This is a genomic window from Synergistaceae bacterium DZ-S4 (assembly GCA_025943965.1).
Lineage (GTDB): Bacteria > Synergistota > Synergistia > Synergistales > Synergistaceae > Caenicola > Caenicola nitritireducens.
Genome location: JAPCWD010000001.1, coordinates 241,720 through 267,178, shown reverse-complemented (window position 1 = coordinate 267,178; position 25,459 = coordinate 241,720). Strand labels below are relative to the sequence as shown.

Genomic DNA, 25,459 nt, shown 5'->3' with positions numbered 1-25,459 from the left:
TTATGTGTTATCAGTATCCCTCGGGGATCCTGTCCCTGAAATCATTTGCCTCCCTGTCGAACATCATAAGCTTGAGCGAGAGATTCTCTATCTGCCTTCTGACCTGGTCCGGGGAGGTCCCTCCCAAAGTATTTCTCCTCTCCATCGATCTTCTTGGAGAGAGCAGCGGGAGAAGGTCTTCCCTGACTTCAGGGATGTGGTTCTGCCACTCTTCCAGGGTGAGAGATGTCAGAGGCCTTTTGCTGTCCAGACAGTATCTCACTATCCGGCCGACCTTTTCATGGGCGTTCCTGAATGGTACTCCCTGAAGAACAAGGTATTCGGCAACATCCGTTGCAAGGATCAGTCCGTCGCTGAACCCCCTCTTTGCCGCCTCCTCGTCCACTTCGACCTCACTGATCAGGGACGGGAGCACTGAAAATATTCCGTGCAGACATTCCAGCGTCCTGAGCAGCGAGCGCTTGTCATCCTGAAGGTCACGGTTGTATGTAAGGGGTATCCCCTTTGTCATGGTAAGGAGGTCCATCAGCGCGCCGTTGAGCTGCCCGGCCTTCCCCCTGAGTATCTCAAGGACATCCGGGTTCTTTTTCTGGGGCATTATGCTGGAGCCTGTGCAGAAGGAGTCAGGAAGCTTCACCCAGCCGAACTCGGAAGAGAAATATATGACCAGGTCTTCCGAAAGCCTGCTCACATGGCCCCCGAAGACGGCCGCGAAGTACAGTACATCCATAAAATGATCGCGGTGGGCCACGGTGTCCATGCTGTTTCCCGATACCGAGGAGAAGCCAAGGTCCCTGCAGGTGAACTCCCTGTCAAGGGGGAGGGTCGATCCCGCCAGCGCCCCGCAGCCGAGCGGGGACTCATCCACCGAATCATAGGCGTCGAAAAGTCGTTTTGCATCCCTCATGAAGGCGTGGGCATGCGCCATCCAGAACTGTCCCATTGAGATCGGCTGAGCCTGCTGGAGGTGAGTGTATCCGGGGACGACCGTTTCAGTCTGTTCCCCGGCTTTTTTCAGAAGTACCGATATGAGCTCTTTGAGACCGTCCCATATGTTGAGAAGTTCCTTGCGCAGATAGAGCCTGACAGTTGTATTGGACTGATCATTCCGGCTGCGTCCCATGTGAAGCTTGGCGCCTGTTGCACCACAAAGCTCTGTCAGCCTTGATTCTACGTTCATATGCACATCTTCAAGAGATACTTTGGGGATGAATTCCCCACTTTTGATCTCATCTGCTATCAGGGAGAGGTTTTTTTCTATGATCGATGCCTCTTCATAAGAAAGCAGTCCCACGTGGCCGAGCATACGGACATGAGCAATGCTTCCCCTTATGTCCGCAAGGGCCATGATCCAGTCCAGATCGAGTGACTGCGTAAATTTCTGGACTGCTTCGTCCGTGTCCTGAGAAAATCGGCCTTTCCACATCATCTATCCCGTCCTTTGCTTTCTTTGGCATCTTTGCCAGAATTTGATCCGATAAGGGTGGAAACTATTATAACAGCACTTATTTGGGTGGGGCAGCTCGGATCCTGTTCCGGTCACTCTTCCTCCAATTCCTGGAACCGGGCAAGCCTTGAGTTTGCCTCGCTTTCAGAGTCCCTGAAATCAAGGGCCCTGGTCCATGCTTTCTTTGAGATCTCGAGCATCCCCGCCTCTTCCCAGAGGTCGCCGCATCTTATCATATCGTTTCCGGTCGTCCCCCTCATCTCGGCAAGGAAGCCGATGTGTACCTGAAGGGCAGCCATGGATATCACATCAAGCGCGTTATGGTAAAAGACACCTCTAAGGGGCGAGGCATCCGAGCTTGCAAGGAAGTTGGTATATATCCGCGGTATCTCCCTTCCGGGCACATCTTCGCCGCTTCTGTGAACGCCGAGGATCCTCTGCTCGACCGTTGAAAGTGAGCAGGAAGGAAGCCTGCCTCTGTAAAAGTGCCTCGCAAGCATGAGCAGGTCCATGTGAGGTCTGCCTTCCCAGCAGGGAGCGGACTTTGCGAGCCTGTGTCTGATCCTGAGGATGGGTAGGTCGAAGGACCTGCCGTTGAAAGTCACCAGTCCGTAATCATTCTCGGGGAGCTCCGACTCAAGTGCTCTGAGCCAGTTCCTCTCCCATGCCGGTCCCGCCATAAAGAGCTGGACCACCCGGAAGGATCCCTCTCCGTTGAAGCCGAGCCCCACCAGAAAGGCGTAGGCACCTCTGGTCCCGGAAAGGCCCGTGGTTTCAAGGTCAAGGTAGACCGACCGCTTCTTTCCTCCCCAGAAGGACAGGAGTTCGCCTGATGGCGAGGTATCTGTAAGGGCCCTGTGCCCGTACTGCCTTCCGTAAGGGATCACGCGTTCCATCCTGTATACTCCCCTGGCCGTCCATTTTCCTTCGGGAAGTCCCAAAACATCGACCTCATTGGGAAGTCGGGATCCGGAAGGGATCACCGGACCTTCGAAATCGTCGGGAAGAAAGGCGTCCAGCCTTCCGAAGAGTTCAGTATCGCGCCCCATATTATCCTTCATCTGATCTCACCAGATCTATAACTGCTATCTCAGGCGGTGCAAACAGCCTGACGGGAGGACCGACGAATCCCGCACCGTTGCTTACGTAAAGACACCCTCCGCATTTGAGTTTTTTCAGACCTCTGGTATATCCTGCGATCCTGTGCCTGGAAGAGATCAGGGGAAAAAGCTGTCCTCCGTGGGTATGCCCTGAGAGCTGAAGGTCGAAGTGCCCCTCGGTACCCTTTTCCACAATGGGGCGGTGCCTCAGCAGAAGAAGGAATTTATCCCTCTGCTCCCTCTCGTAAGATAGAACAAGGGTCTCAGAGCGTGAGAGGTTCCACTGTCCCTTTACAAGATGATCCCTGTCATCTGCGCCTGCTATTATGATCCCGCCCGTTTCGGCAGCCTCGGTCCTCAGGACCTTCATTCCCGCGGATTCCATGAAGAAGACGGCTTCGTCGATATCGTCATAATAGTCATGGTTGCCTGGAACGGCATACATTCCGAATCTGGGCTTTATACGTTTCAGCATCGATATCTCACGCCTCCGGCCGGCAAGTTTTCCGTCGGCCAGATCTCCGGTCACTACTACGATGTCAGGGTCCGCCTCCCTTACCTTCCGCAGTATCTGGGCGAGCAGGGGCAGACCGACGAAGGGGCCAAGGTGGAGGTCAGTCAGCTGTACTATCCTGAGCCTTTTACAGCCCTCGGGAAGTTTGGAGGTCGGCACTCTGATCATAGTTTTCTGTACTGTGTTGGCCTGCTTTATGCCCATTCCCGTCACAGCCAGTCCCATGACGAAAGCTGCGGAGAGTTCAGACGCCCCCGATAATTTGAATGAGGTGAAGTATTGTATCAGGTCGATAAGCAAAAACGAGAGAAATGTTATGAGAACGAAGAACATCCAGACTCCGCCGACCCTGTCGGTCCATTTTCTTCCTTCGTCTGAACTGATCCTCTCAGTCCTTCTCGAAACGTAGAGGACGAGCATCATCAGGATGCTCCATATCAGCCACGCCAGACTGATCATTTTTCCGCCCGCAGCCGCAGCGATCCTCGCGTAAATGAAGATGTGCATGAAGATCACTGCCGCGCCGGATATCACCCAAAGTATCGGATGTTCCGAAAATCTTTTCTCGTATGCCCTGTCGTTCATTATATCTGCGCCGAATACAATCTTCCGAAGGACTCAAGTATCTTCTGCCATATCGGTCTTTTTTCCCACTCGCTCAGATGCAGTTCCTCAGAATCCTCGATATCGGCAAGGAAGTGTTGTGCAAATTCCCCGTTGAGCCCCTTGTCATATATGAAGAGCTGGTTTTCGAAGTTGATCTCGAGGCTTCTTACATCCATGTTGCATGTGCCCACCGAGGATATGTCGTCATCAGCAAGGAGGGTCTTTGTGTGGATGAATCCTTTTCTGTAGCGGAATACCCTTACTCCGGCCCTCAGCAGCGGCTCAATGTTGCCGCGGCTTCCCCAAAAGACAAGGAAGTGGTCTTTTATTGCCGGCATCATCACCCTTACGTCCACTCCTGCAAGGGATGCCGTCATCATCGCGTTCATCAGGATCGGACCGGGGACAAGATATGGGGTCGTTATCCAGGCCCTTTCCCTAGCCCTTGATATCATGCTGAAATAACCCATCGATATGGAATGCCAGGCGCTGTCTATGCCGCTTGCGACTACCTGCAGGGGTAAGACGGGAAGGCGGGAGAGATCCTGTTCGTGCATGTTCCCGCACTCATCGCACGATACGTCCTCGCAAATCTTGTCGGGATCCTCTCCCGATCTCATGCACCAGTCGTAAAGGAATATTTTGTGAAGCTCGGCCACAGACTCCCCTTCAAGACGCACATGGGTATCCCGCCAGTGCCCCAGACGGCCCTTCCCGAGATATTCGTCGCCTATGTTCAGTCCTCCTGTGAAGGCTACAGCTCCGTCGATGACTATTATTTTCCTGTGATTGCGGAAATTCATCTTTCTCCTGAACATAGGGAAAGAGACCGGCATGAATGAATGACACTCAACACCGGCACTTTTAAGAGCCTCAGTATATTCGCGCTTAAGCTTCCAACTCCCGACTGCATCATAGAGGACCCGTACCATCACTCCCCTTGAAGCAGCTTCCGTAAGGATGTCCCTTATCTCACTGCCGATGCCGTCATCCTTAATGATGTAATACTGCATGTGAATGAATTTTTTTGCCTTCCTGAGCTCGCTTTTGATCGAACCAAAGGTTTCCTCGCCATTGATAAGGATGTCCACTTTGTTTTTTAGGGTCAGGTCTGCTCCGCTGGCAGTATGTATTGCTTTTCCGATCAGGAACCTTTTGTCCTGAGTAAAGGGAGTCATGTCAACGGGCATATCCTTCGACGGTTTGAAGAGTTTTCTGTTCCTTATGTTTTTCAGGTCAGGACCCAGGATCATATATACGATAACCCCAATGACCGGTATCAGCACCAGGGTCAGGAGCCAAAGTATAGTCCTGTCCGGGTTCTGCCCCTCCATGAAAATGACAATGCCGATTATGAACGCATAGACTATGAGGATATGCCAGGTATAATTTTTAGCTGCATGGAAGAAGGATGCGATTTCAGCTGTAAACCTGGGGTGAAGGGAGAGTCCTTCCTTCACCGAATAGATCACTGTACTGTCGATAAAATCAATTATTGTCGGCATGAGTCCTGCGACAAAGGCTGCCAATATCATTAAAAGAACAAATTTGGTCGTCTTCCACATTAGTCTCTCACGCCCTTCAGCATTCTATTATATCTGATATAATTTATAGTCGTAACTGCAACTTTGCATAGACGGGAGAGCTATTTATGATCCGTTTAAAATTTGAACCGCGCCTTGACAACCCTGCATGGGTAAACATACTGATACCGGTAGCAGCGGTCGTCTTCGGCCTATTGGCCGGCGGGCTGCTTTTTTCGGTACTTGGAGTAAATCCTTTCGAGGCATATTTGGCAGTGCTCAACGGGGCTTTCGGCAGCATATACGGACTTAGCGAAATAGTGACAAAAGCCATCCCCATCACACTTACCGCCCTTGCCGGACTCATCTGTTACAAGATGCTGATCTGGAACATTGGGGCAGAGGGACAGCTCTGTATGGGAGCTATCGCCACAGTGGCCGTGGTGAGGTTTTTCTTTGTTGACAACTGGGCATTGATGTTCATTATCATGTTCATCACAGCGGGCATAGCCGGAGGGCTCTGGGGAGGGCTTGCCGGCTTCCTTAAGGCAAGATGGAACGTCAATGAGACTATAACTACGCTCATGCTTAACTATGTCGCGATAAACATCTCTGAATACTTCATCTACGGGCCATGGAAAGATCCTATGAGCATGGGATTTCCATTTACTGCAAATTTCCCGGATGCTGCGAGGCTTTGGGTCTGGGGAAACACAAGGATCCACGCCGGCATTTTCATAGCGCTGACAGCAGCCGTGATCCTTCAGGTGATACTCAAAAGGAGCAAATGGGGATATGAAATAAGGGTAATAGGCGAAAATCCCCGGGCCGCACGTTACGGAGGCATGGATATAGCCGGGAACATCCTGCTTGTTACCTTCATCGGAGGCGCGATAGCCGGTCTGGCCGGCATGGGGGAGATAGCCGGACTGCACGGGAGGATGAGCAGGGGCTTTACGATGGGGTACGGCTACACAGGCATTATTGTTGCATGGCTTGCAAGGCTTTCCCCGATCTATGTGCCATTGGTATCCTTCCTCATGGGCGTCCTGCTGGTCGGAGGGGATACTCTCCAGGTCGTTATGGGTCTGCCGATGGCAAGCCTCCAGATACTGCAGGGGCTGATCCTCTTTTCAGTGCTTGCCGCAGAGACGCTTTCAAGATTCAGGATAAAGATCGTAAGAGTTTCAGCAGGTACTGCGGAGGAGGCAAAATAGATGGATTTCCTTATAGCTATACTGGCTTCCGCGGTAAGAAGCGGTACACCGGTCCTTTACGCAACCCTGGGGGAAGTGATATCCGAAAGAGCCGGGGTCATGAACCTGGGCCTTGAGGGAGTCATGCTCGTGGGTGCATACACCGGGTTCGCGGTAACAAGGTCCACAGGCGACCCCTGGCTGGGCATCCTGGCATCATTTGCAGCAGGTGCGGCGATAACACTGATACATGCATTTCTTTGCATAACCCTGATGTGCAACCAGGTAGTGAGCGGGCTTGCAATGGTCCTGACAGGCTATGGACTAAGTGCCCTTCTCGGAAGGGGAGTCATTGGCGAAACGATATCCGGCATGGCCCCCCTCAGGATGCCCATACTCGGTGACATACCCTTCATTGGCCCTATTTTTTTCCAGCACAACACAATGGTTTACCTCTCATACGTCCTTATTGCGCTGCTCTGCTGGTTCCTTTTCAGGACACGGCCGGGACTCAACCTGAGAGCCGTCGGAGAGAATCCCCGTGCAGCCGATGCAATGGGTCTTCCCGTGACTGCGATCCGATACTTCTACTGTATGTTCGGGGGCGGGCTTGCTGGGATAGGAGGCGGCTACCTCTCAGTTGTCTACGCACAGATGTGGATCGAAGGCATGACAGCCGGAAGGGGATGGATAGCTGTAGCCCTGGTGATATTCGGACTTTGGAATCCGGCCCGCGCTGCTTTGGGAGCATATCTTTTCGGAGGTGTAGAGGCGCTTCAGCTGAGGATGCAGGCGATGGGCTCCAGCATTTCAGCCTCGCTACTCCTGACTTTGCCATATCTGATGACTATCATCGTCCTGACACTGGTCGCAATAAGGGCCGGCAAGGGCATACTCCTTGAAGCCCCCGCGGCGCTGAGCATACCTTTCAGACGGGAAGACAGGGACTAAAGCAGCAACTGCTCTTTTATAAAGGGCTGACGACTTGATATGGTTTTCAGCCCTTTTGTTTTTTTGTTGTTGATTTGGAAACTTCGAAGGAGGCTGCGATCTTGCTGGAAAAATATGCCCAGGAAATTTCTGAATACCTCAGCGGATTGATGGGCAGGAGCATAATAATTACTGATATCAACGGAATAATTATCGGCGCCCCTGCAAAAGAAAGGCTGGGCTAATTTCATCCGCCCTCTTTGCCATGCATAAAATACAAAAAAATGAGTTTTGATGATAAAGACGCGGCCCGAAAACTCGGTGTCTGGTATCCGGGCTCCACGTTTCCCATTTTTTTTAACGGCCAGGTGATCGGAACAGCAGCCATCGCAGGCGAACCGGAACTGGTGCTGCAGTTTTCCACGCTTGTTAAAAACCAGATCGAAAGCATGCTCAGAGAAAAAATATACGCTCCTTCGCTCAGGACATCACAGGGAAAGGTCGACGAGCTGGTCAACGATATCAGCTCATTCGATCCGAGAAGGGACGACCTTTCCAAACTCCCTGAAAGAGCAGAGAGGCTGGGTATACGGCTTGATGTCCCAAGAGGTGCGATAGCGATCTTTTTCTCTAACTTCAGGGGACTTGGCCTGGAGAAGAATCCGGTCCGCCTCTCATACAAAAGCAATACGGATCCTATTTCCGATGAAATTGACTACGGAGCCACCCACTCCAGGGTGATTGAGATCCTAAGGGAGGTCTTCCCCGATCCCCAGAACATAATCGCATCTGTATCGAGGGACAGGTTCGTTATCTTCTGGAAACTGGAAAAAAACGAAGAAGAGCCTCTGTCCGCAGAGCTGGAACGGGCGAAAGGCCTTTCGAAAGAGATTTGGGATAAACTGAAAGACGCCTCGATAGAGACAATAATCGGCCTGGGTCATCCGGCCCAGAACCTCTACGAGATGCCCTTTGCCTACAGCAACGCCTGGGAAGTCGTATCGGTAGCAGAAAAATTGTCGCTGCAGCCCGGTGTCTATTGCTTCAATGAAATGCTCCTTGAGCACATACTGCTCTCGGTGAATCCAAATTACTCCCTGAAGTATCTTGAAAAAAAACTTGCGGGATATGGTGAGGATAACGACGCAGCTGATCTTCTGGAAACATTTTCGACATACTGCGAATGCTTCTTCAGCAAACAGAAGGCCGCTGAAAAGCTGCACCTGCACAGGAACACGCTTGCATACAGGATCGCAAAAATAGAAGAAAGGCTCAACATTTCTACAGAGAACTTTGAAGATGTCATCTCCTTCTATCTTGTCCTGCTGATGAAAAGGCTCGGGGTCTCCGGGGGGAAAAAATCCGAAGACTGACCCGACCTCCGCGTCCGGAAAAAGACAAGTCAGCGGCCTCCGCTTCTATCTCTGCGGGGCCGCTGACTTCCCGGATCCCTAAAAGCCGTTGGGAGGCTCTTTACTTAGCAATTGCGTCCGAGATCTTTTTCATTTCTTTCTTGAACTCATCCATCAGAGCCTTGCCTTTGCTCTGATCAAGCTGTCCCCATGTGGCGGCGAATGCGTCCATCATCGGCTTGAGTTCCTTGGGGGTGTACATGTGCACCTGTATCCCCTTCTTCTTCATCAGATCAAGATACTTCTGGTCGTTCGCCCGTGCGTTCGTGATGCTCAACGCTGCCTGTCTGCTCACAGCTTCCTGTAGTACCTTCCGGTCTTCAGCTGAAAGTTTTTTCCAGACCTTGTCGCTGATCATTATCCCGAGGCATTCCGTATTTTTGTTGAAGTTGTACCAATGTTTGATGACATCTCCGAATGTGGTGTAGGCAGCCACGATGGAGTAGCCTGTATCGCCGTCGCATACACCTGTCTGCATCGACTGGTAAACATCGGCGAACGGGATGGAGATCGTGCGAAAGCCGGCGCCTTCCAGGGCTGTCTTGAAGACATCCATGTTGGGGATGCGGAGGAGGAGTCCCTTGTCCACTTTTGGATCGAGAGGGGCTCTCATCGGCTTTACTGTTCCAATGCCGACCATTCCCTCAAGGTACATGCCAAGCAGTTTTACTCCCAGGCGTGAATTGAATTCATCCATTTTTTTGAAGAACCAGCCGTTGGGGTCGTAAACCTTGGACACCTGTTCATAGCTGCTTGTATAACCCTGAACGTATATCAGGTCCATCCTGTTGTCGAACTGGCTCGGAAAGGAGATGCAGGCCATTTCGACAGTTCCCCTGATCAGTTCCTCATAAACGAGCGAATAATCCCCAAGCTGGTTGGCCGGGAAGACCTTGATCTGTACTCTGTTGTTGGTCTTCTGGGCTACTTCTTTTGCTATTTCATTCATTGAAACCGTTGCAAAGTGTTCGGGTGGATTCTGTCCCGCAAACTTGAGCACCACCGGAGCTGCTTCCGAGCTCTTTACCGTGGCGATCACCGAAAACGCGCAAAAAAGAGAAACTAAAGAAAAGAAGATAAAACGCTTTGAAACTGTCATCCCTATCACTCCCAATTCCTTTGATATCATCCTGTGGGTCAGATCATTACTGCAGGGTGGCCAGAAGCGAAGCTGCACACTCGGGCAAACGCCTGAGATCAGTAACTATCCCTATGCCCAGTCTCTCAAGATCCGAGGAGACCTCTACGGGGACAGTACCTTCTTCCGTGTTCTGGTTCAGGACCCCTCCCATGCATACCGGGATGGAAACGTTCTGCTCTTCCATCTCGTCCAGTACGTTCCTTGCATACTCAAGCGCCATGCCGTTGTGGGTGCTGATAAAGATGATCTCTGCACCGTACCGGACGCCGGCAAGTACGACCTCGTCCGGATTTTTCTCCGCACCTATGTTCACGGCATGACATCCTGCCTGCTGCAGCAGATTGTCGATCAACAAAAGGCCATGTTCGTGTACATCGGTCGATGCCAGAAGCACCCTGCGTCCAGAGAGCTTCTGCCTTACTTCGCTGCTGTTAAAATATGGAGTCCATATGTCGACCTGCTCAAGAGTCTTGGTGAAAATATCATTTGGTATGGCCAATGATTCTCCGGCAGGAGCAGTACCATTTTTTGCGGAAGGATTTAGCGTATCTTCAAAAACTCTGGGTCCCATGCATTTCAGTACATAAAGCATCTGGACCGCGTCCTTCGTATCGACCCCGCACTCTTCCAGATATGAAAGCGCGTCGTTGAATATCCTTCTGCCTTTCCTGCATATAGATCCCGCAAACTTTTTAGGTTCGGTGAAATCAAAGTGCGGGTGCATTTTTACGGCTGTCTTTTCTATCTCTCTCCCCCACAGCTGCACCTCGCATATCTCTTCGAGCGACGGGGCCCTATGGGCTTCCGTGAATGGAACAGGAAGGACCGCATGTCCTGTCGGACATTCTATCTGGGTCATAATGTCCCAAAGAAGGTACTCTGCTGTCAGTGCCCGGTTTTTTTCAGGATCGCTGTGCGAGGATATAGTGTCTCCGTAGAACATCGAACCCACGCAGTCGTGACCGTGGATCTCATCCAACGCAAATATCCATCCGGAACGCTTGACCGGATCGGAAACAAGCCCTCCTACACAGTGGGCAAGCTTAGCCCCAAGAAGATCTTCAACTATGTACTTCTCCAGGTAGGCCCAGGCCGCGCTTGTGCTGCAGTCAAGGAAAAGCGCTCCGAAACCGTCGTCAAGGTACGAATGCATCAGTGTTCCCCTGTCGCGAAGGAAACCCATTATCCCTATGGCTTTTACCGTTTCGACTGTCGTTATGTCCTTGCGTTTCCACATGGGAGCCTCGTGCGCAAAAAACTGTGATAAATTGCCTATTGTAGTTACACCTGCCCGCAATGCTGATACCGTGTTTTCCGTTGAAGCAGGAAAGCCGATTATGAAGTCTCCCATATGGGGCTGGATGGGAGCAGCCTGTCCCACCTGCATCCATTCTTCTTCAGTTTCAAGATATGGACCGCTCTCCTGGGGAGCGGACTTTCTCATGTCTTTGGGAAGGGCCATCCTCCTGTCAAGGCAGATCCCGGCCCTGTCGATGACGAAGCCGTTACTTTCGGCAAAATCATAGGCGGCCCTGAGGCTCCGGGCCGTTTCATCCCAGGTATTCATGCCTATATGCGCATGAAACATCACATGTCCGTTTTTAATACTCATGCGTTTATATTCAAGTTCCGATGAGACTCCGTATTTTTCCATGAACCTGGAGCGGCCGATCACTATAGAAGAAGCGATCTCCTTCGACTCAGAAAGAATTGCTTCCATTTTTGGAAGTTTAGCTGAATTTATCAGCTCTTTTATATTCTTTATATGCTCATCCATCATAATGTCTCCATCCATCAAACTTAAATTAACATCGTTCTTGGCCATGTTATACTTCTAAAAATTTCATATCTTTAAGAGATTCTAGCTCAATGATTTAACATAGTCATTGTTATCTCTACATGAAAGATAGGTCGAACTCAACCTATTTTTTATGCAATAAGCACAAAAAATATGCAATTATCACAAAGTGTCGAAGTTAAAGAAAGATTATTGTGCATTTTTTACAACAGCCCGGCATTCGATCGATGCCGAAAGGAGGGTCGAGACAGTTTCAGCCTCTCCTGCGTAACTTATGGCCTTCTCGGCTGTTATTATGATTTCGTGATATCCCATGCTCCCGGCCAGCCAGGCAAGATATTTCCCTGCCGCTTTTTCTGCCATTTCAAGAAGTTCCTGAAAATTTTCAGAGGAGATCGTCGTCTCAGGAAGAAAGGCAGTAAAACTCTCATCGCTAAAACTGTGCATAATGGATACCCTGCAGTTCAGTTCGATCGAACTTACTGCGGCTCCCACGGCTCCCGCCACATCGAAGTTGCGTGGGACCGTGATCTCCGCCTCTCCATTATCTCCGAGTTTCGCGAAAACCTTCGCCGGCGTGCCCACATAGACCCTGGGCAGCTGGCCACACGCTGAAGTGTATTCGCTGATCGACGACTCAAGCATCGAATGAGCCTTCACTGCTACTGCCTCGGCGAGATCGTAGCCGGCGGTTCCCGCCTTTTTACCTTTCAGGTATGACGCTGCCTTGGATATCTTAGGATCACCAACCTCTGAGAGTTCCATTGTGTTGAATGCGTCAGTAGGGGTGTAAGAGTATCCCATTGCCATCCATTTCCCAAGATCTGCCGTCCGCGGTACGTCATCCGTCATCAAGGGCTTTGGACTGCCATCTGCTTCAGATCTGCCAATCCCTTCAGCCTCATCCGGGCATCCCAGAAGATCTTTTATGACTGTCTCAGCCTGAAGGCCGGAGTCCTGCGCCGTCATGCAGAGCGGAACCGACCTTTCCGGCCCTATCCTGATATCCTCTGTCCCGCAGACCTCAGTCCTGCTGTCACCTCCCAATGCGATACTCATTATGTTGAGAGAGGGTATCATGGTCTGGTAAGACCCTATCTTTGCTCCCGCGTCGCTGAATACGGCCCTGCCTAGATATATCCTGCCAATGTCTGTGGATGTGCCCCCGATATCCACGGCAACAAAGCTGTCTAAACTCTCACCGCCGGCGATATGACAAGCCCCCCTCAGACTTGCGGCCGGCCCCGAATAGATCATTTCAATGGGAAATCTTCTGCACCACTCTGATGGCACAAGGGTGCTGTCACTCCTCAAAAACATAACAGGACATGAGAGCCCGTATTTTTTTGCAACTGATCCTATGTCGTCAATGAGCCTCTCTGCCAGGGGCACAAGAGAGGTGTTGAGATAGGCCGTAACAGTCCTTTTGACAGAATTGAGGCGGGAATATGAGAGTTCATGGCTGCAGGTCACATGACCCGAACCATTTGCGAGCAATATCTCCTTTGCAGCTGTTTCATGCCGGGGATTCCTAGGGGAATACATGGAGGATACAGTAAAGAGCTCCCCCCGGTGATCCTTTGCAAAATTTTCCACAGCCCGGGGGTCGAAAGTTTCTCTCTCCTTTCCCCATCCTGTGTGTCCGCCCCTCACTTTCAGCACCGATGACGGGCCGATCGCCCCTTCGATGTCGGAAACGATGTGCGGGTACCTGTCAAAACCTATCAGGATCAGGTTTGAAGGTTCTCCTTTGCCTTCCAGCAGCGCATTTGTTGAAACCGTAGTAGATATGTTCACCGAGGCCACTTCGCTGCCATTATCATCAATGCTTGCGGTTAGGGCTTTGAGCGAGTTATCTATGGCTTTGGCATAAGAGGCGTGTTCCGTGGGTATCTTCACAGAAGCAACGATCCTTTTATCAACGCAGTCATAGAGGACCCCGTCTGTATTGGTCCCCCCGACATCTATTCCAATGTTGTACCTCGGGCCGAACGGAAGATCCATGGCTGCCTCCCGGATGCAAAAAGATGCCCATCATAAACATGTTGTTTGATATGGCAGATCAACATTATAATATCCCTGATATGTCCGTCTCTTAGGCGGTCTTTTCTTATCCTATATAATGTAAAGCAAGATGTCATTATTGCCTGAGCACAAACAATGGCTGGTGTTGAGTATTGATCTTGTGCGGAATGCATATCCTGTTTTGGAAGGCGCAGCACTTATCCGGGACACGGACGGGAGAGGATACCATGAGGAAACATCTCAGATCGCTTTCTTTTATACTTTTATCATTATTCTTTGTCGCTTTCCCGATGTCCGCCTTTTCCGAGGCATCACCTGCTGATGCCCTGGCAGCGGCTCAGAAGCACCATGATGAGTGGGGATTCCCACACAGGGACGGGATCGTGCTGGTCCTGTCCGGGGGCGGGACCAAAGGGCTTGCGCACATCGGCGTGATTGAGGTCCTTGAACGGGAAAATATCCCGATCGCCGCGATAGTCGGCACAAGCATGGGAGCGATAATAGGAGGCCTTTACGCATCAGGTTACAGCGCCGCTGAGATGAAAGAGATAATATCCGGCCTGGACATGATGGAAATAATTTCCAACAGGTCATCGGCGGAAGCTGTCGATGTCAACTACAACAAACCTCCTTCAAGCGGTTCCGCCATCTTTAACGTTTTCATGGATGAAGAAAAAAAACCCAGGAGCAACAGAGGCATGCTACGCGCCAAGGGCCTTTATACCTTCCTCAACGAGATGACCACAAGGGTAACGGTCACTGACTTCAATCTGCTGCCGATCCCCTTCGCGGCAATGGCCACCGATCTAGAAACAGGAGAGTCTGTTGTACTGAGGGACGGCAACCTTGCATCGGCGTTAAGGGCTTCGCTCTCGATACCGGGTATCTTCGAACCCTGGGAGATGAACGGCAGACTCCTGGTAGACGGGGGCCTCAGAGCGAACCTCCCCGTTCTTGAGGCAAAGAAATTATTTCCCGGACACCCGGTGGTCGCTGTCAACCTTTCCCCCGGAAATATCACGAAAAAACGGGAAAACCTGCGTTCACTGCTTGAAGTGATGGCCCAGACAGTTGAAATACTGATGGTCCACCAGGTAAGGGTGAACGCCGCGGCTGCAGATCTGGTGATATCTCCCAAAGTCAAAGATTTCGGCGTGCTGCAGTCTGACGGCTATGATCAGATCATAGCAAGGGGGAGCGCGGCTGCCGAGCCCATGATCGAACAGCTAAGAAATATTACATGCCTGCCTGACCAGACATTCTGCGAGTTCAGGCATGTCGACCCGCCCTCCTCTGTGAAGCCTGTCGTGACCGAGATAAGGTTTGAAGGGATCCCCGAAAGCATTGCAAAAGTACTTCACAGCAAGTATGAAGATTGGATCGGAGCGCCTTTAGACATGGAAAAAGTCGCCGATGCAGTTAAGATCCTTTCGATCGGAGACGACTTCGTGTCTGTCGAGGGCCGTGCCCAGACTCTGACAGAAGGGACGGCTGCAGTTGTATTTTTTATAGAGAGACCTTCAAAGTATGAGTTCGGACTCGGCGGATATGCCAGCAACCTGTACCCTGACAGCTGGATATCGCTCACCGCACAGATGCGCGATATTTTCTTAGAGGGGGATGTCGGCTCTGCCGAATATAGGTTCGGATCAAAGTGGGGGGCGATGCTGAGGTACTTCACACCCAAGACCAGCCATGACACCCAGTTCGGGATCGTTCTCTCTGCAAGGGAAGAGGGCTTCGACCCGGGAAATGCAGCCTCTTTCGAGCTGGAACGGTACACGGGCAGGGTAGCCTGGTACAAGGATTTTGGCAGGAAGGCCAGGATAGGCCTGGGGTACGCGGCAGAGAGGATCGAATATGGTGATGACGGTACTATGGACGGACCTTACATAAACTTCACCTTCAACAATCTGGATGACCCGATACTCCCCACCAAAGGACTCTCGATCAACTCGGACATCTGGTTCCCGAATGGGGAGACAACGATAACCCATACGCGTTTCCATACGTACCTTCCGATCTGGCGGACATGGAATGTCGTCCTTTCCGGGGGCCTCAAGACAGGAGACGTAGATGATCCGGCCTATGCGGCCACACTTGGGACCAATGAGGAGCTCTTCAGCCTGGCTTCGCATCCCCTGGTGGGGGATCAGGCATACTGGATCCACCTGGGGGCCGCCAAGATAATCACAAGGTCATGGTGGGGGGGGATAAACCTTGAGATCTTCGGAAACTTCGGCCAGACGATGAGAGAGTGGGAGAACGACCAGAGCTGGTGGGAAGCCGGTATTGCGCTATCCGCTCCTATGACGAACTTCAGTTCGAGGGTCATGCTGATATATGACCAGAGCGGGGAGTTCACTTTAGGCTACTCGATAGGCATACCGATGTGGTGGAACGGCCCGCTTCCGTAAAGACGACCTGAGCGCCCTGTATCAGGATGGCGGGACCGGGCAGAGGTCAGATCTGTTTCCAGTGCTTGAAGCCTTTGCCCAGGACTTCCGATGCCTCCGAGACTACCATGAAGGATTTTGGATGGTTCTTGGCCAGATACCGTTTCAGGACCATGGTCTGCCTGGGGGTGAGCAGACACATTATCGTTGGACGCTCCTCGCCGGAGAAGCCTCCCTCGCCGTACAGTACGGTCGATCCCCTGCGCAGTTCGTCAGAGATGTACCTTACCACCGGCTTTGTATCCTTGGCCATTATCAGCACCAGACGGCGCTTGTCGAACGATGAGAGAACGCTGTCTATGCTCTGCCCGGATACATAGCTTGCGACAAAACCATAAAGCATTTTTTCCATTCCCACGATCCCCATTGATCCGCCGAGGATGAGCATATTTATGTAGAAGCTGAAACGTCCGACTTCGATGCCGTATCTCTTTCTAAGTACAGCTATGACTATATCCATCCCGCCTCCGCTCACCCCTGTTCTGAAGACGAGCCCTCCGCCGACCCCCTTGATCAGGCCGCCCGCAATGGCCACAAGGAACATATCGTTGATGACAGGAAACTTTATGAATTGAAGGACTTCGAGCAGAAATGAGATCAAAATGACATTATATATAGTCCACAGGACAAAACGCTTTGAAAGTTCCTTCCAGCCCCATGCCAGGAGGATGACGTTCGCCACAAGTGATGAGATGGATGGAGCGAGGCCGATAGTGTACTTCAGTATGACAGAAATACCCATCACGCCTGCATCGGGAAAACGATAGGGCAGTGTAAAAGCTATAACGCCTATTGTATACAGCAGAGACCCCAGGGTGGATATGACGAATGTCGACCATTCGCTCATTACGAATAATTCCATTTTTACAGCAAGATGTGCCAGCCTGTGTTTCGCTCTCACGCTCATTATCTCTCCTTTTCAAAGTCCGGATAACCATAACCCTAAAAGTTGATTAAATCAATCGGCATTTTACTCATAGGTTCATATGTGTTATTCTCTCTCTTTGTAATCTTGATGCTGTGATAAAATAAGCACCAGAAATTTATAATGGGAGGAATATATAAATGGCCGCACCGATGCAGATAAGTCTTGAAGAAATAATTACGATGCTTCTGTCGAGGGTGGAATCCCTTTCGGCAAATGATGAAAACAGCAAGACAAAATCAAATATAATTTACCGCGCCCTCTATAAAAAGGGACTCATCACAGAAGAAGATATCATGGATTCCGTAAAAGAAGAATACAGGATGCTTAAGGAACTCGGGGTCATTCAGGCCGAACCTAAGGATGAAATGTACAGCACGATAACCGACGGGATCCTTCAGTGGATCAAGGGCGACGTCGAGGGTATCAAAAGATCGATGGCGGAATATGAGAAGAAGCTTCAGGAATATGCCCGTGAAGAAGCTGCCAAAAAGCCCAAGATAGAGGTGGCCGGCGCCAACGTCCTGAACCAGCTCGACAGCATGGCAGGCGCAAAAGGCAAGCTGATAGTCTAAGCATGCCGGACTAAATGAACAGGGATCACTCCAAAGACAGAAAAATGCCCGCAGGACTGCGGGCATTTTTTATTCTCAAACGAGGTTTAAGGATCAGATGTCAATATGCTCAGCCCTGTCCGGCCTGTAGATCAGCACGGAGCAGGTCGCATAGCGTATGACCTTGTCGGCTGTGCTGCCCACCAGTATCTGCTCGATCAGATTGAAGCTCTTGTAACCCAGGAAGATGAGGTCAAACTTATTCTCCTCCGCATAGCGCAGGATCTCGTCCGCTGGCTCTCCCGAGACAATTTTTTCCTCGATCCTGAGCCCTTCTTTTATCCCGTTCTCCGCTATTACGTCCTCCATGACTTTATGCAGTTTCAACGTTGCCGCGTCTTCGATGTTTTTCTGTTCTTCCTTGCCGGTCGAGGATACGAATGCCTTGATGTCATATCCCTGCAGAAAACGCGACGTCTGCGGCGCACAGTGAAAGAAAGTAACGTCTGACGCTATCTTCTGAGCCAACCTGTAGCCTGCACCCGTAGTGCGGCGACCCAATGGACTGAAATCCACAGCCAAAAGAATTTTCATGTTGATACTGACCTCCTGTGATCATTAAATTACCGATTTTTTATCGTTGTTGATATTGTAGCATTCATTTTCTGAATAATCACAGAGGGCCGGTCGGGATAAATGCCTATTTATTGCCTGCGAAACACTAAAAACCTGCACCTGCCGGGAAAGCTGTACCGGCAGGTCATCGGGAGACCGTGGCAGATCCGGGAAGAAGGCCGGGCACTAGCCTTTCTTTGGCCTGTATATCAGGACAGAGCAGGGAGCATATCTGGCGACCTTTGATGCGGTGCTCCCGACAAGCAGCTGTTCTATGGCGCTGTAGCTCTTGTATCCGACTACTATCAGATCAACGCTCTTATCTTTCGCATAATTCAGCAGCTCGTCGCCGGGGTCGCCGAAGGCCACCTCTTCTTCTATGTTCAAAAACTCTGATACCCCGCTCTCCGCAAAGACGTCCTCCATCACCTTATGGAGTTTCTGCCTTGCCATCTCTCCTATTTTTTTCTGATCATCCCTGCTTGTCGAAGAAACAAAGGCCTTTATGTCATAACCCTGGAGAAAACGCGCTGTCTGCGGAGCACAGTGAAAAAAGGTGATCTCGCTTCCCAATTTCTTTGCCAGACGATACCCTGCGTGCGCTACTTCCCTTCCTACCGGGCTGAAATCAACGGCTACGAGAATTTTCATTTTTTCATTACCTCCTGTCGGTCATTGTGATATTAAGGGACTATAATTATACCTGTTACAACATCCATGGGTAAACCGATCCGGGAGGATATTGCCATTGAAGTATTTATTCGATGCCGTACTGGTCCCGTCAGAGATGATGGACATGCATGACTGCAGGCTTGTGGTCGATCTGCTCCGGGCATCCACACAGATAACGACGTTTTTCGAGTACGGCGGAAGCACTCTGATGCCATGCACTGACAGTGAAGAGGCCTTCAGGATGAAAGCAGAAGCAGGCCCCGGGTGGATGCTTATGGGAGAAAGAGGGGGAGTGATGATCCCGGGCTTCGACTACGGAAATTCACCTCTTGAACTGACAAGGCGCGGGGCTCCTGAAAACGCCATCATGACAACCTCTAACGGAACGAAGGCGCTTCTGGCGGCCGCTTCGGACTGCCCCGAAGTAAGGGTCGCATGCGCAAGAAACGCAGAGGCGGCAGCATGGGATGCCCTTTGCAGCGGCAGACGCATCTGCACCGTCGCTTCGGGAAGGAACGGCAAATTTTCGATAGAAGATGCTGTCTGTGCCGGTATGATCATAGAAAAAATGCTGGCACTTGCGCCTTCCAACGGTGGAACGGAGATGGAACTGACTGACGGAGCAATAACAGCAATGGCCCTCTGGCACCATTTCGGGCCTGACCTGGTTTATCTATGTATGGAGTCGGAGCATGGGAAGATACTTCAGAAGCTTGGCTTCAGCGAGGACATCTTTTATTGCGGAGAGATCGACTCTTCGGCAGTTGTGCCTTATTACAGGAAAGGCGAAAAATACGGATCGGTCTCGTCCGGATAAAAAAACGGCCCGGGACAGACCCCGGGGCCGTCGGTATTATGACACGCAGACCGTACTAAGAAACCTTCTTTTCCATATCCTCGATAACATCCGAAAAAACATCCAGGGCATCTTTGAAATCGAGGCGTCCGAGCCCGACCCGGAAATTGTTTGTGGTGACGCCGAACGCACGTTCCCCAATGATAAGGAGTTCCTTTTCGTTCATCGCCTTTTCGCACATCTCAGTCACATCGAACGGCTTCATCAGCTGGGGGAAGGCTGTGCTTCCTCCGTTTGGCTGGATCCAGTGGAGCAGCTTCTTGTGTTTTTTGAAGAACTTCTCTGCAAGGTTCAGATTGTCCAATACGATCTTGTGGTTGCGCCGGAGAAGGTCTGAGGCATTTCGCATAGCTATCGTGGCAAGGATCTCTCCCGGGGCATTGTTGCACAGAGTCGTGTAATCTTTATATGCAGCGCAGTTTTCAAGTATATTTTTATTTTTTGTAACAAGCCACCCTATCCTGGTCCCTGGAAGTCCGAACTTGTTCAGGCCGCCGATAGTCGTAGCCCTCGGATACATGTCGGAGAGAGAGGGGAGCGCCGCTGCCGGGTCATGCTCCATTCCGCGGTATGTCTCTTCGCAAAATACCCATGTACCCATCCTGTCAGCCAGGCTGAGTATCCTGTCCATCTCCGTCTTTACAGGTATGAATCCTGTCGGATTGTTTGGTATGTTAAGGACCAGGAGCTTCGTATTGGGGGAAATGTTTTCGGCGAGGAAGTTGAAATCGAGGTTCCATCCCCAGCTTGTCTCTTCGAGCGGCCATTTGATTATCTTGCATCCGAGCGCCCTCGGGATCTCGTAAAGGGACGGGAGGCAGGGCTGCATTACGATGACTTCGTCCCCCGGGTCCAGAAGCGTATTCATGAATATGAATATTCCCTCTTCCGGAGCAAGTTCGAGTATATCGGAGGGGCGGATGGTAACGAACCTTTTCGCCACAGCTTCGCGCAGCGGAGCGAATCCGGTCTGGTCTGTATAGCCAAGGACAAGGCTGTCCCACATTTTTTTGCATTCTTCATCCGCCATGTCAAGTATCTCCTGCATGGTGCAGTACTCGCACGCAGATTGGCTCAGCCTGTATCTGGCCTTGGAAGAGTAACGGGCGAAAAGCCTCTCCAGCTTGAATTCTTTAATTTTCATGAAGATCCCCCTCTTAGAGTTTTTACATATCTTACAGACATCATTCTATCTCCGTCAAAGTATAACCTTTTTCATAAAAGTTGTAATCACTCCTGCAAAAGAGTTATTATAAGTCCTTAAACATGAAATAAAAAAGCTCACCCTTACTTTCAGTCCATCAATTAAAGGTATATAATAAAATACCTGTGACCATTTAATGTCCGAAGATATCGTCACATAAAAACGGCAAACAAATATATCACGTTAGCCATGAGGAACGACATTAATATATCGGCTGTCAGACAAGGATTTTTAAAATTTTACGCTAACATGAGCATAAATTTATTAATCCATATATTGCAATCTGATATATCTGTGATACAATTGTAGAGAGGGGTAATGTCATGAGCAGCAGCAGCGATTCTTTTTTCACGATCAAATCTCTCAGGGAGCAGGTTTACGACTACCTTCGCCTTCAGATGAACGACGGAAAGATCCGCCCTGGGTCCTTCCTGAACCTCAACGAGATAAGCATGGAACTGGGGATGAGCAGAACACCGCTCAGGGATGCCCTCTTCCAGCTGGAGACAGAAGGGTTCGTGACCATCTATCCAAGGCGCGGGGTTATCGTGAATACGCTGACTCTCGAAAAGATAAGGAACATTTATGAGATCCTGGGAGGGCTTGAATCATCGGTCATGGTACACATAGCGCTCCGTTTCCGTGAAAGTGACGCTGAGATCATGGATAAGTGCAACACCCAGATGAGAAAGGCTCTCGACCAGAACAATTATTCCATGTTTTACGAAGAAAACCTGAAGTTCCACAACGTCTATCTGAACATGTCAGACAACGCGGAGATACTGCAGTACATAAAAATACACCGGGAGAGGCTCTACGATTTTCCAAGAAACAAGACTTACGTCAAGGAGTGGGAGCTCCACTCCCTTGAAGAGCATAAAATGCTAATAGAGCTGCTCAGAAAAGGTGACTTCAACGGGGCGGCGGAGTACATAAGGGATGTACACTGGTCGTTCCAGGTCCAGGAAAGATTCATCAGGAAGTATTATTTCGCCAAGCATTCCGAACTGGACGTTTCTGAGGAGGCATAAGAGGATTGAGCGCAACAGGGATAATATTTGACATAAAGAAATACTCCATACATGACGGACCGGGAACAAGGACAACGGTGCACATGAAGGGATGCCCTCTCTCCTGTTGGTGGTGCCATAACCCTGAAAGCCAGTCGATGACGCCGATGATCCTTTTCAGGAGCGAGAAGTGCATAGGGTGCGGAGCATGTGTCAGATCATGTCCCAACAAGGCGATATCAGTCATTGAAGGATCCCTTGAGACCGACTTTGGCCTTTGCGACGGATGTGGGATATGCGAGGACGTATGCCCTTCAGGAGCACGCGAGCTCTGCGGCAGGAAATACTCTGTAGAACAGCTTATGGAGGAGCTCAGGAAAGATGAGATCTTCTTCAGGGATGGCGGTGGGGTGACCTTTTCGGGAGGCGAGCCCCTGATGCAGCCGAAATTTGTCATCGAGGCACTGAAAGCCTGCGGACGGGAAGGATTTCACAGGGCGATAGACACCTGCGGGTTCGTAGACAAAAAGATCATCATTGAAGCGGCAAAAGATACAGACCTCTTCCTCTACGACCTGAAACATATGGATCCGGAAAAGCACAGGCAATACACGGGCGTGGACAACAGGATCATACTTGAGAACCTTGTCGCGATCTCGGAATCGGGATCAAAGATAAACATCAGGTTTCCCTTTATGCCTGGACTCAACACAGATGACGAAAACGTAAAGGCGCTGGGAGAGTTCGTCTCAAAGCTGAAAGGGATAACGGGAGTAAACATACTTCCCTACCACACAGTCGCCAGGGGAAAACACGAGAGGTGGGGCATGGAGTATAAACTGCCGGGCCTGCTTCCTCCTACAGAGAACCAGACACGGAAAGCTGCCGGCATACTTGAAAGCTTCGGACTCAAAACACACATAGGCGGCTAGTGCGGCAATAGGACTGAATACAATGCGCATGAGGCGCATCATAATAAAAGCGGCAGACCTGAGCACGAACCGGCGAAGGTCGGGGTAGTCCTAAAAAATTTATCAGAATAAGAAAACACCTGGGGAGGTAACAAACATGAACGAACGCATCAAACGTCTTCGCGACGAAAGCTTCGAATCACATCCGTCCATCTGTATAGAGAGAGCCGTTCTTGAGACAGAATTCTACAAAGAGAACGACAACAAATACCCGATGCCCGTAATGCGTGCGCTGAACTTTAAGCACATCTGTGAAAAGAAGGCCATATATATCGGAAAAGACGAATTGATCATCGGTGAGAGAGGTTCAAAACCTAAGGCAGTCTCAACTTTCCCCGAACTTACATGCCATTCAAGGGAAGACCTTGAGATCCTTAACATCAGGAAACAGCAGAACTACACCGTAGACCCTAAAGATATCGACACCTATGAAGAGAAGGTCATTCCCTTCTGGCGCGGCCGCTGCATGAGGGACAAGCTTTTCGAGCGCATGCCCGAGGACTGGACCAAGCTTTATGAGGCCGGAACATTTACAGAGTTCGGCGAGCAGAGGGCTCTCGGACACACAGCGCTTGACGGCCTTGTATACAAAAACGGCATGCTAGATCTCAAAAGGCAGATCGCCGAATCACGTGCGAAACTTGACTACCTTAAAGATCCCGAGGCGACTGCGAAAGACGAGCAGTTGCAGGGTATGGATATCTCCTGCGACGCAGTCATCATATTCGCTGAAAGGCATGCAGAACTCGCCGAAAAGATGGCGGCGGACGAGAGCGACCCAAAACGCAAGGCCGAGCTGCTCAAGATAGCCGATGTCTGCAGATGGGTACCCGCACACGCACCGAGAGACTTCTGGGAAGCAGTCCAGATGTACTGGTTCGTACACCTTGGCACCATAACGGAACTCAACGGATGGGACGCAATGAGCCCCGGCCACCTCGACCAGCACCTTGCCCCCTTCTATGAGAAGGGCGTAAAGGAAGGCACACTTGACAGGGAAGCGGCGAAGGAACTCCTCTCCTGCCTCTGGATCAAGGTCAACAACACCCCCGCACCTCCCAAAGTCGGTGTAACTGCGGCAGAGAGCGGGACCTACAACGACTTTACGAACATCAACCTTGCAGGACTTAAGGCCGACGGCAGTGACGGATCGAGCGAAGTCACCTATATTTGTCTGGAGATCTTCGACGAACTTCGCCTTCTGCAGCCCCAGGGCAACATCCAGGTCAGCGAGCGTACGCCGGACAGTGTCATCCGTGCTGCGGCAAAGGTCTTCCGCAACGGCATGGGATATCCCTCTGTCTTCAACGCCGACATGGTCATCCAGGAACAGATGCGCGTAGGCAAGACACTTGAAGACGCACGTGAAGGCGGCACAAGCGGATGCATAGAGACAGGCGCAGCAGGCAAGGAAGCATATCTGCTCCACGGATACCTCAATGTTCCCAAGCTCCTTGAGTACACCCTTACAAACGGCGTAGACATGCTCACAGGCAAGCAGGTCAGCATTCAGACAGGTGACATCAGCGAATTCAGGACATTTGACGATCTATATGCCGCTTTCGAGAAACAGCTCAACTATGTGGTAGAGACTAAAATCAAAGTCGACAACTACCTCCGTTACCAGTACTCCACGAAGATGGCAGCCACGTTCCTGTCTGTCGTTATCAGGGACTGCATAAAGAAAGGCAAAGACTACTATAACGGCGGACCGCGCTACAACTCCGACTACATCCAGTGCTGCGGTATCGGTACGATCACAGACAGCCTCTCAGCTATAAAGAAGCATGTCTTCGAAGATAAGAAATACACACTGAAGCAGGTCGTGGCGGCTCTTGAAAAGAACTGGGAGGGCGAAGAGGAGATGCGTCTTACCCTCTGGAACAAGACCCCCTTCTTTGGCAACGATGACGACTATGCTGATGACATTATGAAGAGGGTCTATGACAGCCTCTTCAGGGCGATCGACGGCAGGCACAGTATCCTTGGCCCGACATATCACCTTAACATGCTGAGCACGACATGCCACAACTACTTCGGCCAGAAACTTGCCGCAACGCCGAACGGACGCTTCTCCGGAATGCCGGAATCCGACGGGACATCTCCAAGCCACGGCGCTGACCGCAAGGGACCAACAGCAGTTGTCAAGTCCCTCGCTAAGATGGACCAGGTAAAATCGGGCGGAACGCTCCTCAATCAGCGCTTCCTCCCCTCTGTCCTCGCCGGTGAGGAGGGCATCGAAGGAGTTAAGAATCTGATCCGCTCCTACTTCAAGCTCGGCGGACACCATATCCAATTCAATGTTGTAGATGAAGACACTCTCCGTGACGCTCAGGAACATCCCGACAGCTACCGCGGGCTCCTTGTCAGAGTGGCAGGCTACAGCGATTACTTCGTAGACCTCGACGCTTATCAGCAGGAAGAGATAATCGCAAGGAACGCCCAGGAAGGTTTCTAAGAAAGGGCGTTCAGAGCAGCAGAAACGTATAAGCAAGGGGGCCTTT

The 25,459-nt window shown here is 50.9% G+C and carries 20 protein-coding genes and 1 pseudogene; 10 read left to right on the top strand and 11 right to left on the bottom strand.

Annotated features, from left to right (window positions below; all coding sequences use genetic code 11):
• Nucleotides 1–10 precede the first annotated feature (10 nt).
• The 4 genes from argH to cls form a co-directional block, all read right to left on the bottom strand.
• Nucleotides 11–1,426, bottom strand: a complete 1,416-nt coding sequence (gene argH, locus OLM33_01245; GenBank protein ID MCW1712300.1) for an argininosuccinate lyase — start codon at nucleotides 1,424–1,426, stop codon at nucleotides 11–13.
• Nucleotides 1,427–1,539: 113 nt separating this feature from the next.
• Complete coding sequence (locus tag OLM33_01240; protein ID MCW1712299.1) at nucleotides 1,540–2,508, bottom strand: ribonuclease H-like domain-containing protein; 969 nt, start codon at nucleotides 2,506–2,508, stop codon at nucleotides 1,540–1,542.
• A complete protein-coding gene (locus tag OLM33_01235; GenBank protein MCW1712298.1) occupies nucleotides 2,498–3,646 on the bottom strand; it encodes a metallophosphoesterase in 1,149 nt (382 codons plus the stop codon). The genes OLM33_01240 and OLM33_01235 overlap by 11 nt, the downstream gene beginning before the upstream one ends.
• Nucleotides 3,646–5,202, bottom strand: coding sequence for a cardiolipin synthase (cls, locus tag OLM33_01230; protein ID MCW1712297.1), 1,557 nt, complete (start codon nucleotides 5,200–5,202; stop codon nucleotides 3,646–3,648). Before cls ends, OLM33_01235 begins: the two co-directional genes overlap by 1 nt.
• Before the next feature lie 116 nt (nucleotides 5,203–5,318).
• On the opposite strand from cls, the gene OLM33_01225 reads away from it, so the two are divergent.
• The 4 genes and pseudogenes from OLM33_01225 to OLM33_01210 all read left to right on the top strand — a co-directional run bounded on the left by OLM33_01225 (nucleotide 5,319) and on the right by OLM33_01210 (nucleotide 8,689).
• The gene (locus OLM33_01225; GenBank protein MCW1712296.1) at nucleotides 5,319–6,407 is read left to right on the top strand and encodes an ABC transporter permease; all 1,089 of its coding nucleotides are present in this window, start codon (nucleotides 5,319–5,321) and stop codon (nucleotides 6,405–6,407) included.
• Nucleotides 6,408–7,337: an ABC transporter permease gene (locus OLM33_01220; protein MCW1712295.1), complete on the top strand. Its 930-nt coding sequence runs from the start codon at nucleotides 6,408–6,410 to the stop codon at nucleotides 7,335–7,337. It begins immediately after the preceding gene.
• A 101-nt stretch (nucleotides 7,338–7,438) separates the two neighbouring features.
• Nucleotides 7,439–8,308 (top strand): annotated as a pseudogene (locus tag OLM33_01215) (hypothetical protein).
• Nucleotides 8,309–8,368: 60 nt separating this feature from the next.
• Nucleotides 8,369–8,689, top strand: a complete 321-nt coding sequence (locus tag OLM33_01210; protein MCW1712294.1) for a helix-turn-helix domain-containing protein — start codon at nucleotides 8,369–8,371, stop codon at nucleotides 8,687–8,689.
• Between the two features lie 100 nt (nucleotides 8,690–8,789).
• On the opposite strand, the gene dctP is transcribed toward OLM33_01210, so the two are convergent.
• The 3 genes from dctP to OLM33_01195 form a co-directional block, all read right to left on the bottom strand.
• Nucleotides 8,790–9,827, bottom strand: coding sequence for a TRAP transporter substrate-binding protein DctP (dctP, locus tag OLM33_01205; GenBank protein ID MCW1712293.1), 1,038 nt, complete (start codon nucleotides 9,825–9,827; stop codon nucleotides 8,790–8,792).
• Between the two features lie 46 nt (nucleotides 9,828–9,873).
• Nucleotides 9,874–11,589: a cobalamin-dependent protein gene (locus tag OLM33_01200; GenBank protein MCW1712292.1), complete on the bottom strand. Its 1,716-nt coding sequence runs from the start codon at nucleotides 11,587–11,589 to the stop codon at nucleotides 9,874–9,876.
• A 267-nt stretch (nucleotides 11,590–11,856) separates the two neighbouring features.
• The gene (locus OLM33_01195; protein ID MCW1712291.1) at nucleotides 11,857–13,671 is read right to left on the bottom strand and encodes a hydantoinase/oxoprolinase family protein; all 1,815 of its coding nucleotides are present in this window, start codon (nucleotides 13,669–13,671) and stop codon (nucleotides 11,857–11,859) included.
• 248 nt (nucleotides 13,672–13,919) lie between these two features.
• Here OLM33_01195 and OLM33_01190 point away from each other — a divergent pair, with 248 nt between their 5' ends.
• On the top strand, nucleotides 13,920–16,109 hold the full coding sequence (locus tag OLM33_01190; GenBank protein MCW1712290.1) for a patatin-like phospholipase family protein: 2,190 nt from the start codon (nucleotides 13,920–13,922) through the stop codon (nucleotides 16,107–16,109).
• 46 nt (nucleotides 16,110–16,155) lie between these two features.
• Here the strand turns inward: OLM33_01190 and OLM33_01185 are convergent, their stop codons facing one another.
• Nucleotides 16,156–17,055 carry a YitT family protein gene (locus OLM33_01185; GenBank protein ID MCW1712289.1) on the bottom strand — a complete coding sequence of 300 codons (900 nt, stop codon included), beginning with the start codon at nucleotides 17,053–17,055 and terminating at the stop codon, nucleotides 16,156–16,158.
• Nucleotides 17,056–17,213: 158 nt separating this feature from the next.
• Here OLM33_01185 and OLM33_01180 point away from each other — a divergent pair, with 158 nt between their 5' ends.
• Nucleotides 17,214–17,648, top strand: coding sequence for a hypothetical protein (locus OLM33_01180; protein MCW1712288.1), 435 nt, complete (start codon nucleotides 17,214–17,216; stop codon nucleotides 17,646–17,648).
• Nucleotides 17,649–17,741: 93 nt separating this feature from the next.
• Here the strand turns inward: OLM33_01180 and OLM33_01175 are convergent, their stop codons facing one another.
• Together OLM33_01175 and OLM33_01170 are read right to left on the bottom strand one after the other, a co-directional pair.
• Complete coding sequence (locus tag OLM33_01175; GenBank protein MCW1712287.1) at nucleotides 17,742–18,221, bottom strand: universal stress protein; 480 nt, start codon at nucleotides 18,219–18,221, stop codon at nucleotides 17,742–17,744.
• 207 nt (nucleotides 18,222–18,428) lie between these two features.
• Nucleotides 18,429–18,893 (bottom strand): universal stress protein, encoded by a 465-nt coding sequence (locus OLM33_01170; GenBank protein ID MCW1712286.1) that lies wholly within the window; start codon nucleotides 18,891–18,893, stop codon nucleotides 18,429–18,431.
• A gap of 97 nt (nucleotides 18,894–18,990) precedes the next feature.
• Here OLM33_01170 and OLM33_01165 point away from each other — a divergent pair, with 97 nt between their 5' ends.
• Nucleotides 18,991–19,731 carry a 2-phosphosulfolactate phosphatase gene (locus OLM33_01165; GenBank protein MCW1712285.1) on the top strand — a complete coding sequence of 247 codons (741 nt, stop codon included), beginning with the start codon at nucleotides 18,991–18,993 and terminating at the stop codon, nucleotides 19,729–19,731.
• A gap of 55 nt (nucleotides 19,732–19,786) precedes the next feature.
• Here the strand turns inward: OLM33_01165 and OLM33_01160 are convergent, their stop codons facing one another.
• Nucleotides 19,787–20,914 (bottom strand): aminotransferase class I/II-fold pyridoxal phosphate-dependent enzyme, encoded by a 1,128-nt coding sequence (locus tag OLM33_01160; protein ID MCW1712284.1) that lies wholly within the window; start codon nucleotides 20,912–20,914, stop codon nucleotides 19,787–19,789.
• 383 nt (nucleotides 20,915–21,297) lie between these two features.
• On the opposite strand from OLM33_01160, the gene OLM33_01155 reads away from it, so the two are divergent.
• From OLM33_01155 to OLM33_01145, 3 genes are all read left to right on the top strand, one after another.
• Nucleotides 21,298–22,005: a GntR family transcriptional regulator gene (locus OLM33_01155; GenBank protein ID MCW1712283.1), complete on the top strand. Its 708-nt coding sequence runs from the start codon at nucleotides 21,298–21,300 to the stop codon at nucleotides 22,003–22,005.
• A 5-nt stretch (nucleotides 22,006–22,010) separates the two neighbouring features.
• Complete coding sequence (locus OLM33_01150; protein MCW1712282.1) at nucleotides 22,011–22,916, top strand: glycyl-radical enzyme activating protein; 906 nt, start codon at nucleotides 22,011–22,013, stop codon at nucleotides 22,914–22,916.
• A 136-nt stretch (nucleotides 22,917–23,052) separates the two neighbouring features.
• Entirely contained in the window at nucleotides 23,053–25,413 is a 2,361-nt protein-coding gene (locus OLM33_01145) for a glycyl radical protein (GenBank protein ID MCW1712281.1), read from the top strand.
• The last annotated feature ends 46 nt before the right edge of the window (nucleotides 25,414–25,459 follow it).